Raw genomic sequence first — 13,165 nt, forward strand, 5'->3', positions numbered from 1 at the left:
GCAAGTGTAAGAGTTGAAAGACGCTGAGCTGAGCAATACTAATTACCCGAAAACTTCCTGGAAAAAGAGAAGTTGGTGAAGTGAGAGAGAGTGAAGAATGAACAAAGAAAACGCTTCGGTGTTGAGAATTTCTGCCTTCCATTATGTTATAACTATTGATGATCAATGGTTGTAAGTGATAATGGTTCAAATACAAAATTCCATTACAAATCATATATAAGAACTTTAAAGAAATAAGTCAATGCAGAGTAGGGATGATTACATCTTTACAAAACATTGCAAGATCTAACGGTGGTTAGAGCATGGGTGTTCACCTTTTCCCATTCCGAACAGAGCAGTTAAGCCCCATTGCGCCGATGGTACTACAATCAAATGTGGAAGAGTAGGTCGCTGCCGATCCAATACCAACCCTCATTGTGAAAACAATGAGGGTTTTTTGGCTCTAGAGTAAATATAAACTTATCGTGAAATTACGTAATATTAATGCAAATAAAAGTAGAAAAGGAGGTGAAGCTATGCAGACAGTCTAAATTATTAGGTTTCGAGCACATTCTTATGACTTTTCTTCGGGATGTTTCACAAAAGGGTTAAATTTGAAGTTAAAAACTTATGCAATAACTGGCAGCTTAAAACTAATTGTGTTAAGCCCATAACCAAAGACTCATAAAAATAATGACCAAAAAGACCACTACTAAAGCAAAGGGTAAAAAAACAAAAGAAACCCCAATGATGAAACAATACAACTCCTTTAAGGCGAAGTATCCGGGGGCGTTGCTTCTATTTAGGGTGGGTGATTTTTATGAAACCTTTGGCGAAGATGCGATCACTGCAAGCAAGATATTAGGGATTACCTTGACCAAACGTCACAATGGGGCTGCTAGTGAAACTGAATTGGCAGGTTTTCCTCACCATGCTTTAGATGCTTATCTACCTAAATTGGTTCGTGCAGGGCAACGAGTGGCCATTTGTGATCAAATAGAAGACCCACGTTTTACTAAAAAGTTGGTCAAGCGTGGAGTTACAGAACTAGTTACACCAGGGGTTTCTTACAATGATTCGGTGTTAGAAGTAAACAGAAATAATTACTTAGCTTCATTGAGCATACGCAAAAGTGCCAAAGAAGAAGTTTTTGGGATAGCTTTTTTAGATATATCTACTGGGGAGTTTTTTACTGCAGAAGGAGATTTTGAATATATAGATAAGTTACTCCAAAGTTTTAACCCTTCAGAGATACTATTTAGCAAGACAGGAAGACAAACATTTGTAGACTTATTTAATGATCGTTTTAATGCCTTTTTTCTTGAAGAGTGGTTCTTTACTTACAATTTTGGTCAAGATATACTAAATCGTCATTTCAAAACTAAATCACTGAAAGGGTTTGGCATTGCAGATTTGCCGGAAGGCATTGCAGCAGCTGGGGCTATTTTACACTATCTTACTGAGACCCACCATAATAATATCCAACATATATCAAGCATTGGACGCATAGAAGCTAATCGTTATGTGTGGCTTGATAAATTTACAATTCGCAATCTTGAGTTGTTGTTTCCTCAGCAGGAAAATGGGGTATCCCTGATCCAAGTGTTAGACAATACGGTGACCCCTATGGGTGCACGTTTGTTACGTAAATGGGTGGCGTTGCCATTGAAAGACAAGCAGCGTATAGAGGAACGTCTTAGCATGGTCGAATCAATTTTGCAAGACAATGACTTATTAGAAGATATAAATCAACACCTCAAGCAAACAGGAGATATTGAAAGATTAATTTCTAAAGTAGCTTCACGTAGAGTAAAGCCAAGAGAGTTGTTACAAATCAAAAAGGGATTGATACAAGCCGCATCTTTAAAGGTTATTTTACAACATCATCCTTTGCCTCAGTTTCAAAAATTTTCTAATCAATTAAATGAATGTCAGTTTTTAGTTGATAAGATTGATAGTGAATTGTTGGATGAGCCTAAAAATGTATTAAATGAAGGCGGCTTGATTAAACCAAAGGTGAATGATGAGCTGGATGAATTGCACGAAATTGTGTACAATAGTAAGCAGTACTTGGAGAAAGTACGTGAAAAGGCGGTAGAAGAAACTGGTATTCAATCGTTAAAACTAGATTATAATAAAGTATTTGGTTTTTACCTGGAAGTAACAAATAAGTATAAACATCAAGTTCCCAAAGAGTGGATTCGTAAACAGACCTTGGTAAATGCAGAACGTTACATTACTGAGGAGCTTAAGGTATACGAAGATAAGATTGTGCATGCCGAAGAACGGATATGGGAGCTTGAAAGCCAACTGTATCATGAATTGGTGCTTCAAGCAGGTGATTTTACCAGCCCAATTCAACAAAATGCCCGTATATTAGCGACTCTTGACTGTTTGGTTTCATTTGCTTTTATTGCTCGTAAATATAACTATATAAAACCCACGGTAAATGAAGGCAAAGCTATTAATATTAAAGCTGGTCGACATCCTGTGATTGAACGTCAATTACCTGCTGAAGAACCTTATATTCCGAATGATACTTTACTAGATGATGAAGATCAACAAATTATGGTTATCACAGGTCCTAATATGTCCGGTAAGTCAGCATTGTTACGTCAGGTCGCATTGATCACCTTAATGGCACAGATTGGAAGCTTTGTACCAGCTGACGCTGCAGATATAGGCCTTGTAGATAAAATTTTCACTAGGGTAGGTGCCTCTGATAATATAGCCAAAGGTGAGTCTACTTTTATGGTAGAAATGATGGAAACGGCAAGTATCATGAATAACCTGAGTGAACGCAGTTTGGTATTGATGGATGAAATTGGACGAGGAACAAGTACCTATGATGGTATTTCTATTGCTTGGGCTATATTGGAGTTCTTGCATGACTATCGCAAGGGGCGTCCAAAAACCTTGTTTGCTACTCATTATCATGAACTCAATGAATTAGCCAAAGAAATGCCTCGCATCAAGAATTTCCATGTAACAGTGAAAGAAGTAGGCAACAAGGTTGTTTTTATGCGCAAACTAGCTACTGGAGGCAGCGAACATAGTTTTGGTATTCATGTGGCACGTATGGCTGGAATGCCCCGGCGAATTGTACTACGTGCCGATGATATTATGCACCATTTGGAGGCCCACCGTTCACAGGGAAGTGGTAGTAGTAGCCCTGAGTTGATGACCGAAAGCATACCTAAAGATGTACAAATGAATATATTTGAAGCTAAAGACCCGATTGCTCAACAAATACAAGAAACGCTTAAAGAGGTAGATGTAAATACCATTACACCAGTAGAAGCTTTATTAAAATTAAATGAGTTGAAAGGATTAATGAATGGAAAGGGGAGCTTATAAGTAATCTAGGTAGTGACAATTTTCGTAAGTAAGTAGTGTATAGAAAAGCAAACATTTGCTTGATTTTCTATAAAAAAGTAGTATAATGATAGAATAACCACTTACAACGTGCAACGCTTCTATTATTGTTTACGTCTCTGGTATATACACAAAGCACAAAAACACTACACTAACACACTAAATAAGCTTAACATGAAAAAAATCACTACATACTTTAAAGATAATTTTTCTCCTCAAAAACAAAAAAAGCTTGCAGTTGCCCTTATTTTATTTTCTTTAGTGCCATTAATATTAGGCATTGTTACCTTTGCAAGTAGTATGTCCCCACAGTACAAAACGTTATTGGGGTCAGGGTTATTCCTTATAGGAGATATAGTGTATTATGTAGGCATTGCTTTGTTAGGCAAAACCTTTTACGAAAAATATCAACGTTTTTTCCGACGCAGTTATTGGGCGCGGAAGTATAAGATGTTAGTGTCTTAAAAATGCTGGTAAAACTAGATGAGCATACCTGTTTTTAGTTAACAATAGATTTGATGATCCCTCTCATTTTTGAGAGGGATTTTTTTATAGAAGACCTATAACCTTTCCACCATTTGTTTCATCAATTTAGTGAGTTTAGGTTCTGCTTTGCCTGCTACTGCCAATATATCTTCCAGGGTTGCTTTTTTTAGTTTGCCTTCATAGCATAAATCTGTAATCACCGAAACAGCAAACACGGGCAAGTCCATGTGGCGGGCTACAATCACTTCAGGAATAGTAGACATTCCTACAGCGTCGGCTCCTATAATACTTAAATATTTATACTCGGCGGGAGTTTCAAGATTAGGACCTGGTACACTTACATATACCCCTTTTTGCACCCCTTCTATATTATGCTCTTGAGCTATGGCTTCAGCTTTAGCTATCAAGCCAGGATGATAAGCATCCAACATATCAGGAAAGCGTATGCCTAGTTCATCGAGGTTAGAACCAGTGAGTGGATTTGTTGGTAACAAGCTAATATGATCAGTAATAATCATTAGGTTAGCGAGGCCGAACGTTGTATTGAGTCCTCCAGCAGCATTAGAAACAAATAAATGACTGATGCCTAAGAGTTTCATCACTCTTACCGGAAAGGTGATTTGTTGCATGTTATAGCCTTCATAATAATGAAAACGTCCTTGCATTGCTATTACTGGCTTATTTCCTAGTTTTCCTAGAATTAACCTGCCCTTATGTGATTCTACAGTAGATACTGGAAAGTGAGGAATATCTTCATACTCTATAATATCTATTGCTTCTATTTCATTGGCAAGTCCGCTTAAGCCAGTGCCTAGTATAATGCCTACCTCAGGTTGTACGGATGTTTGAGCCTGAATAAAGCGGACGGCTTCACGCATATTTTCAATTGTCATACTTATCTGTGTTAGTGGTGCCTAGGCCTATCGGTCAGGCGCAGTTTTTACCAGGGGTAAATTTATTAACTCTGTAAACCAATGCATTGTGTTTATCAATAAAATTCGTAAGAGTGTACTTAAAAAAGTGATGAGTGAGTAACTAAAACTGAGAATTGATATAAATATGAGGCATATTTTATTATATTTACTTGTAAGGAACCAGTCTTAGCTTAAGCCTTATTGTGAAACCAATGTCAGGTTATGTCAACCTTCGCCAAGTGGCTAAGTTGTTGGCGTTTAACAGATAACCGATATTATTAGCTTCAGAGTATCGTTCCTTAGTGTAAGATTTAGCAGCGGTTGTAATTTACGGTCATTATTAAAACCTAGTGCCTTGGTTCGAATCCAAGCGTCTCCACTATTTCATAAATATAATTATTCTAATAAACCAAAAATGGGGACGTAGCTCAGTGGCAGAGCAAGGGTGACAATGTCTTCTTAATGATTCAAGGATTGCAAGGGCTTTTTTCCATCGAGAGATGGTTGATTTTATGGCTCAGATGGTTAGAGCGCCGGACTGTCAATTCGGAGGCCACGGGTTCGATTCCCGTTAAAATCGTCGGGCGGCCGCTAGGTTAGAACGGCCGTCCATTTTTTATTATTTTCTCCTATATGCCTTCCCTTTTCTCCACTTGCCTCTTCGGTTTTTGCGTAAAGCAATCAATTTATTATTTCTTATCAGAAAACGTTTTTGTTTAAATGGCCACCATTTACAAAATAAGGTTTGAAATTGAAACTGGTCAGGTAGATCGTTTTCTTTAAAACTATTGAGTATAAGTGTATCTCCCTGGCTTATCCATTGCCCCAAACTAAGTTTACAGTTCATTTCTTTGCCGCTGGCGCGAAACTCAAAAGTATTGAACTTTTTTATCTCAAGCGTTCCTTGATACCGTATTGTGTGGTCTTTAAATTTTACCATATACTTACCTTTTGGAGAAGTTTGGGCAATCAAATTGGGCGTTAAGAACAAACATAAGGAGCAAAGGAGTTTTGTTGGGTGCATATAAGGTTTATAAAAAAGTTTGACAGTTACAAGGTTATGTTAAGTCGCTTTTGAGCAGCTGAAAAAATGAGCCAAATTTAATTATCAAAATATACCTGATTAATTGTATCAATTTTGAGTGCTCGTCCGCTCAAAGAAGTACGGTTAAATAAGTTGATAAAATAACGTTTTTCCTTGCTCCAGTTTTGCTCTAGGTTGGTTTTATCAGGTACTTTGGTATAGTTTCCCCGCAAGTCATCTAGCCCACCTTTGATGGTAACATAATAAATGGCAGAACCTTTTCTTTTGTCAATCAATACACTAGAGTTGGGGTCTATGCGAATGTTTCGTTGTTGATAGTTGGCCAAAGGTATTTTTACTTTATAATTAAAACCTTTGTCTACGGTATAGCTGCCAATAATAGAAAGAGGAGATACTGTACTTTGTATGGTCACTTCTGGCATAAACACCGTTTCGTTTCTTATCTGCAACACTTGACGCATCTCAGTAAAGGGTAAATTGTCTACCCTTAGGTTTATGTAATTGAAGGGCTGTTTTACGGGGGCAAAATTTACCAGTGTTCCATTGGTTACTTTTGCGTCTATATCTGCCACTACGTTGGGCAAGTTTACTTCCATGTGTTTATTAAACACTAGACCTGCCTCTACATCGGCAGTGAGCAAACCATTGATATTTGATGATTGAATGAAGTTTTGTGAAAAGTTGCCAAAAGCTGCCATGAGCTGGTTTGCCTGTACTTTGTTGAACTGCATCCTGCCATCAAAAGTAAAGAAATTGTCTTTTTGCGCATTAAAAATTCCCAATACATTCATTGTTCCTCCAGCAATATTCATGTGAATGTTGCTGGTTTTGAGCACTTTATCGTTCATTGCCAGGTCACAAGTAAAGTTATTTGCTACAAACGGACGAAACTGTATACTGTCTACTTTACATTTAAAGTTAAAAGCAATGTCACTGGGCACATGCAAAGTATATGTTTGTGGGTTGACTTTATTTTCTGAGGAGGTTCCCAAACTTGCTTTTTGAAGCAATTCTGCCATATCAAGTTTTCGGGCTACCAGGTTACCTTCTATACGTGCTGTGGAGGTTTCAGTATTATGAAGTAACAAATAAGGCATGAGGTTTTTCAACAAACCATTGATAGCAAAATCTGATTTGCCCACTTGTCCGGCAAAGCTTTGAATGGTCGTAGTATTATTATTAAACTCAAAATCCCCGGAAAAATCTTTAAATTCTAATGGATTATTTGACAAGATAAAGTTTACATTTTTCAATTCCATTGCGCCAGTTATGCGTACATCGTCTGCTTCTTTTTCTTTGGTCAAGTCATCGAGCAACCCCTCCATATATAACTTCAAGCCAAACAATCCTTCCGCTTTTTTGAACATATCTAGTGGATAAAATTCTGTAAAAGCTTCCAGGTCAAGCCCAGCGTCTAAACGTAGGCTTATGTAAGGATTGGTAAAGTTTCTAAGTTCAAAACTACCTCTAAGGTTTTCACTCTTGAGCGAATCACGAATACTGGCATTGCTTAAGTCTTTTACCCGCTCAAATTTTAAAGAGCCTTTCAAGCGATCAACTTTCAGGAATGAGGTATTCAAGTTGTTTTCACGTCCATTGCTAAACTTACCTATAAAACTAAAGCGTTGAAATACTTGCTCAATATTGGGTGATTGAATGGCAATATTACGGCAACCAAAGTCTATTTCTACATGCGGAAAAGCCTTAGCCGACCAATTGCCCTTGATAGCGCCTTTAAAGTCTACATTGCCTTTGGTTTTATAATCTAAGAGTTTATTGTGTACTTTGGCAGGCATAAACACGGTAAGCGCCTTTAGGTCTTTGTTGGTGCCAGCTATTTCAAGGTTTATAAAGTCTGCTTGACGTTTTTTAATATCATAATAACCCTTTAGCTCAAAGTCACTCTTGCGTAAAGTTATCTGAAGGGGGTGCAAGTCTATGCGTCCTTTGTTTCGGTTAAACGATATTTTACTATTCCCCAAAGTTACCTCTTCTTGCTTAAGGTAATTGTACCCGTTGGCCTGAAAGTTAAGCGTAGTAAGCTTACCGCTTAAATCTAAATCAAAAAATTGGGGTTGAGCCGCTACTGTACTTGCTATGTTTTGTACCGTAAAGTTATAAGCTTCTTTTTGGGCAATGTTTTGGTAAGCTATTTTCAAGTTTTTGAGCTTAATGTGCTCTACACTGAACTTTACCGTACTATCACTCATTTGTGCAGCCAAGTCAAAAAAACTATAATTATCTTCTCCATTGTTATTTACCAAAAAATTGATTTGCCCACCGTCTATCTCCATGGTTTTAAAGGTATACCGCCCATTGATGTACTCGTTAAAATCAAGTGTAAACTGAAGCTTATCTATATTGGCAAATACGCGGCGGTGAGGTTTGCCTTCTATTTGTACCTGATGGATAGTAAGGGTGAGTGCCGGAAAATTGGTAGTGAAATCAAAATTTACTTCTCCGGTTTTTATGTTAGTTTTCAAGCTTCGGGTAAGCCTTTCCTTTACTTCTTTTTCAACCTTGGCTTTTTGTGAGGGAGTATAAAACAAGGCCGCACCTATAGCTACCAAAGCAGCTACGGCTGACAATATTAATATGAAAATAAAAAACCGTCGGAAAAACTTGCGCATAATCCCAAAAACAAGTTTGGTGAATTGATCAGTAGAAAATTATTTATCAAGGTTAAAAAACCTCGTGTATCAACGCAAAATTTCGTACCAAAATCAATGAAATACAAGTATTTAGGAATATAATTGCACTCAGAGCCATTAAAAACCTCAAAGAGTTGTACACAACTTTGTGAAAAAACACCTTCCATCTGCGGTGTTTCAACTTTCTACTTGCTTGAATAACCCTCTACGCTTTTTTTATCGTTGGTATATTTAAAATAACGATTGACTATGAAGCTACTTCTTATCAGGCCATTTTGTATCATCATCCTATTACTAAGTGCATACATTACTACTGCTCAAGAGGCAAAACATCTTATTGATTTTTTGCAAACCAAACCTCGCCATACAGCAGGCATAAAGCAGCACATACAACAAATGAAACAAGACACCATACACTATGCAGAAGTCAATACTGCTATTGAGCGCATCTTACCTTCGGGTATCACCCAACTACATTATGTACTCTTTACCCACCAACCCCAAGTATATCAATTGTCAATATTGGCTCAGAAAACACAAATTATTGGCATCAAATTGTTTAAAGTAACCTATAATAAGGGGTACACATACCCACGCGAGCAACTGAGCATCTTATACAGTTGGGTGAATATAACAAGTTTACAAAAATACATTGATGGTCACAACAAGCTTTATGGTAGCCAGCTGAATACAGATGATGTTTCATTGTTGCCTTTCAGGTTGTATAAATATGGGAGCGACTGTGGACATAGCACCCCTGACCAATATAGCCGCATGCGGCAACTAATAAGGCAAAAAGACGAATATACATTGCAAAAATGGCTTAGGTCAATGAATGTAGAGTTGCAGGCGTATGCATTGGAAGGTTTAGCCCGATTGAAACATCCCAAAAAAATTAAACGATCACACTTGGTAGAAATTCCACTACGGGTGGAGTCACAAAAACGCTTATTTAAAAAGTACCTTTGGCGGGTACCAGAAACAAAAGTAGTTCAATTGCTTCGTCAATCAAATACCAAAGTATATACTTGTGCGGGTTGTTTTGGAATGAACTACACACCTATTGCAACCCTTGTTGAAAAAATGGGCTTTTGATCAATATATCATTATTTTGAGTAAAACAGGTGCCATATTGCTATAAAAAGCTTGCCTTACTTGCAACGTTATTGCATTTAAACTACATTTGTGTAACAATGTTGCAAAAAATATATGCGCACTTTATCAATTATTATATTACATATTTTACTCTCAACTCATTTTTTATTTGCCCAAAAAACTACTAAAACTGAATGCAAGGGAATGCTTTCGGGAGTAGTGATTGATGCGCAGAGTAAAGCACCTTTGGCAGGGGTAACCATTTATATTAAGGGTACCAACACAGGGGTAATCACTGATGCTAAAGGTAGGTTTCAAATTCCTGACCTTTGCAAGGGTGAGCATATTTGTATTTGCCGAATGATTGGCTACAAACAAACCGAATTTGTGATTCATCACTACCACAACCATGCCCATCACGATAAAAAACTTGCCCTTAGACATGACAATCATTTATTGGAAGAAATTTTAGTAGAAGGTAAAAAAATAGAAACTGCTACTCAAGCCAAGAGCTCGCTATCAGGCGATGCATTGGACAAGTCAAGCGGCAAAAACTTAGGTGAGTCATTAAAAAGCCTGACTGGAGTAAATACATTGCAAACTGGTCATTCTATTTCCAAACCTGTAATCCACGGAGTACATAGCAATCGAGTACTTGTTTTAAACAATGGCATTCGGCAGGAAGGGCAACAATGGGGAGCAGAACATGCCCCAGAAATTGATCCATTTGTAGCCACACAATTATCAGTAGTAAAAGGAGCTGCAGGAGTACGTTATGGTGCCGATGCCATAGGAGGAGTGGTGATTGTAGAGCCTCCACGCTTGCGTCAAAGCTCAGGCATAGGTGGTGCGCTCAATTTAGTGGGCGTGTCTAACGGTCGTCAGGGCATTATGTCAGGTATGCTAGAGGGACAAGTAATAAAAGGACTTAGCTGGCGTGTACAAGGCACCTATAAGCAGTCAGGAAATGTACATACCCCAGACTACTTCTTATCTAACACTGGCTTAAGAGAGGTTAACTTTTCGGGTGCAATAGGCTATACCAAGGAACGCTTTGGCGTAGAAATTTTTCACAGTAGATTTGACACTGAGTTGGGCATATTTGAAGCAGCACATACCGGAAACCGCGCCGATTTAAAGCGGGCCATCAATAGCCCTCAACCATTGGTAATCAAAGACTTTAGTTATGACATTATCCAGCCTAAACAACGAGTAAGTCATCACCTACTAAAAGCCAAAGCCTTTTGGTTGTTAGACAAGGTAGGGAAAATAGAAATACAGTATGGTTTGCAGTCTAATGCAAGGGCAGAATTTGATCACTCACGCAGACGCAAAAGCACTGCTGCTTTGTCGCTCAACTTAAACACACACACATTAGACCTGGTGCTTAACCACAATGCGTTGGGACATTGGAAGGGGAGCTTTGGGCTCACTGGTATGTATCAAACCAATGTCTTTACCGGGCAAATGTTTATTCCTAATTATAATACTACTACAGCAGGTGCTTTCTTAATTGAGCGTTATGTTCGGGAAAGCTTTGAGTTTGAAGCAGGTATTCGTTACGACCAACGCTCTTTGACTACTTATATTCGTCCTACCTCCAACGATCCGGTAGAAAACAAAACATTGAACTTTAATAATTTTTCGGGTACTTTGGGAGTGATTTTTAGATTTAACGATTATTTAAGCCTTCGCTCTAATTTGGGGACAGCCTGGCGCCCACCTGCTGTCAATGAACTGTACAGTGCTGGTTTGCATCACGGTTCAGCAAGCTTTGAGTTAGGCAATGCCAACTTACAAACTGAACAATCTTACAAATGGATCAACACGTTGACCTATGAAAAAAACAGACTGAATATAGAGCTAAGCGGATATTATAATCAAATTCAAAATTATATCTATTTAGCTCCCAGTGCACCTTGGTCTACACTTACCATACGAGGGGAGTTTCCTATATACCAATATTTGCAAACCAACGCCGTGATTATGGGCATAGATGCGGCACTGGAGTATGACATTACTGCTTCGCTTACTTTCCGCTCTAAAGCATCGGTGGTACGTGGGCGAGACCGTAGTTTTGACAACCCACTGATTTTGATGCCCACTGATAATATTACCAATACCTTGACTTATCAACTTCCCAAAGTGGGCAAATTCAAGAAAATATTTTTTAGCCTGAGCGGACGTCATGTGGCAGAACAGCGTTTATTGCCCCAAAACCGCGAGCCTTTTGAAGGTGACACACCAAGCCAGAACACAGGAGAGAATCAATTGACTTACGAAGAGTTGATCAATGCACCAGCTGGCTATTCTGTTTGGGGGTTTCAGACTGGTTTTACCTTGCCTTTTCATCGCCAAAGTCTGAAAATAAGTTTAAGTATAGATAATATGCTGGATGCGGCTTACCGTGACTATTTAAACCGCTTTAGGTTTTTTGCCGATGATTTGGGGCGTAGTTTTACCCTTAGGTTAAAGTATACATTTTAGAATACACAAGTACAAGCGAGTAGATGAACCAAGTTTGGGTTTGCCTGCTTGTACCTTATTTTTATATATCTAATTTTTTTTAAGTAAAATGAAAACTATTTCGAGATTGTTATTGAGCATATTATGTGCAATGGTGCTTTTGTCAAGTTGTAAAAAAGCCGATGATCCAGCACCTGCTACGAACGAAGAAGAACTGATTACAGACCTTACACTGACTTTTACCAACCAAGCCAATACTTCAGAAGTAATTACCATGACTTTTTCTGACTCAGATGGCCCTAATGGACCCCAAACTGGAACATTCAATATTTCTGGAAATTTGTCAGCAAGTGCCAAGTATAATGTAGCCTTCAAGGTAGAGAATAAATCAGAAACACCTGCAGAAGATGTGACTACAGAAATAAAAGAAGAAGGTGCAGAGCATCAGGTGTTTTATAACACCACTGGCAACCTTCAGTTTCAATCGTATACTGATAAAGATGCCAATGGCAACCCTATTGGTATTAGCACTACTTTTTCTACTGGTATTGCCGGAACTGCTACCTTGAAGGTAACTCTTAAGCATCAGCCTGGTGTTAAAACCGCTTCTACTACTGTAGTGGATGGTGAGACTGATATAGAAGTAAACTTTACAGGTATCACTATTCAGTAATATTTTTTTTGTTTTAGATTTATTGCAACACTGTTACAGCAGTAATAGTGTTGCTTTTTTTATTTCTGTGCAAGTTTCCCTAGTTTTTGTTCTACCTTCCACTCTACAGTTTTGCGGTTAGTAAACTCCACCATATCATAAGGGCTACTCTTTTCTTTTTTCTCTATTAGTTGTACTTTGATATTTGCTTTTACTGAGATAAGAAACACCAACATTTCGTCACGCTCTTTATCAGACAAGCCTGCTCCCAACACCACCAAATCTGGGTTATGGTGCTGTATCAGTCGTTCGATGTCAGGCTTATCGGTAGCCCCCATTACATTCCGCCCAAATTTTTCGAGCTCATCTATCAATATATTAATCACTGATAGGTTTCTGCCAATAATCAAAATACGTGGTTCCATTATTCGTGATGGGTTGGGGTAAAACTTTTGCCGAAGGTAAAGCCTTGGCAGAGTTTCACATGGTTTATAGATTGCTT

Annotated in this window: 9 protein-coding genes, 1 tRNA gene and 1 rRNA gene; 7 read left to right on the top strand and 4 right to left on the bottom strand. The window is 38.2% G+C overall.

Features of this window, described 5'->3' with window-relative positions; genetic code table 11:
• Positions 1–287: 287 nt before the first annotated feature.
• The 3 genes from rrf to Q0954_RS21120 all read left to right on the top strand — a co-directional run bounded on the left by rrf (position 288) and on the right by Q0954_RS21120 (position 3,819).
• Positions 288–399 (top strand): 5S ribosomal RNA (rrf, locus tag Q0954_RS21110).
• 273 nt (positions 400–672) lie between these two features.
• Positions 673–3,336, top strand: a complete 2,664-nt coding sequence (gene mutS / locus Q0954_RS21115; protein ID WP_299460011.1) for a DNA mismatch repair protein MutS — start codon at positions 673–675, stop codon at positions 3,334–3,336.
• 192 nt (positions 3,337–3,528) lie between these two features.
• Positions 3,529–3,819, top strand: coding sequence for a transporter suffix domain-containing protein (locus Q0954_RS21120; protein WP_299460014.1), 291 nt, complete (start codon positions 3,529–3,531; stop codon positions 3,817–3,819).
• A 95-nt stretch (positions 3,820–3,914) separates the two neighbouring features.
• Here the strand turns inward: Q0954_RS21120 and Q0954_RS21125 are convergent, their stop codons facing one another.
• Positions 3,915–4,733 carry a purine-nucleoside phosphorylase gene (locus Q0954_RS21125; RefSeq protein ID WP_299460016.1) on the bottom strand — a complete coding sequence of 273 codons (819 nt, stop codon included), beginning with the start codon at positions 4,731–4,733 and terminating at the stop codon, positions 3,915–3,917.
• A gap of 527 nt (positions 4,734–5,260) precedes the next feature.
• Here Q0954_RS21125 and Q0954_RS21130 point away from each other — a divergent pair.
• Positions 5,261–5,334, top strand: a tRNA-Asp gene (locus Q0954_RS21130).
• 39 nt (positions 5,335–5,373) lie between these two features.
• On the opposite strand, the gene Q0954_RS21135 is transcribed toward Q0954_RS21130, so the two are convergent.
• Both Q0954_RS21135 and Q0954_RS21140 read right to left on the bottom strand, forming a co-directional pair.
• Positions 5,374–5,694 carry a hypothetical protein gene (locus tag Q0954_RS21135; protein WP_299460018.1) on the bottom strand — a complete coding sequence of 107 codons (321 nt, stop codon included), beginning with the start codon at positions 5,692–5,694 and terminating at the stop codon, positions 5,374–5,376.
• 161 nt (positions 5,695–5,855) lie between these two features.
• On the bottom strand, positions 5,856–8,429 hold the full coding sequence (locus Q0954_RS21140; protein WP_299460021.1) for an AsmA-like C-terminal region-containing protein: 2,574 nt from the start codon (positions 8,427–8,429) through the stop codon (positions 5,856–5,858).
• A gap of 270 nt (positions 8,430–8,699) precedes the next feature.
• Between Q0954_RS21140 and Q0954_RS21145 the strand changes: the two genes are divergently transcribed.
• The 3 genes from Q0954_RS21145 (at position 8,700) to Q0954_RS21155 (ending at position 12,684) form a co-directional block, all read left to right on the top strand.
• Positions 8,700–9,545 (top strand): hypothetical protein, encoded by an 846-nt coding sequence (locus tag Q0954_RS21145; RefSeq protein WP_299460024.1) that lies wholly within the window; start codon positions 8,700–8,702, stop codon positions 9,543–9,545.
• A gap of 114 nt (positions 9,546–9,659) precedes the next feature.
• Positions 9,660–12,032, top strand: coding sequence for a TonB-dependent receptor (locus Q0954_RS21150; RefSeq protein ID WP_299460027.1), 2,373 nt, complete (start codon positions 9,660–9,662; stop codon positions 12,030–12,032).
• A gap of 88 nt (positions 12,033–12,120) precedes the next feature.
• Complete coding sequence (locus tag Q0954_RS21155) at positions 12,121–12,684, top strand: hypothetical protein (protein WP_299460029.1); 564 nt, start codon at positions 12,121–12,123, stop codon at positions 12,682–12,684.
• Between the two features lie 59 nt (positions 12,685–12,743).
• Here Q0954_RS21155 and Q0954_RS21160 read toward each other — a convergent pair whose 3' ends face one another.
• The gene (locus Q0954_RS21160) at positions 12,744–13,088 is read right to left on the bottom strand and encodes a response regulator (protein WP_299460032.1); all 345 of its coding nucleotides are present in this window, start codon (positions 13,086–13,088) and stop codon (positions 12,744–12,746) included.
• Positions 13,089–13,165 lie beyond the last annotated feature (77 nt).

This window comes from uncultured Microscilla sp. (assembly GCF_947493425.1).
GTDB lineage: Bacteria > Bacteroidota > Bacteroidia > Cytophagales > Microscillaceae > Microscilla.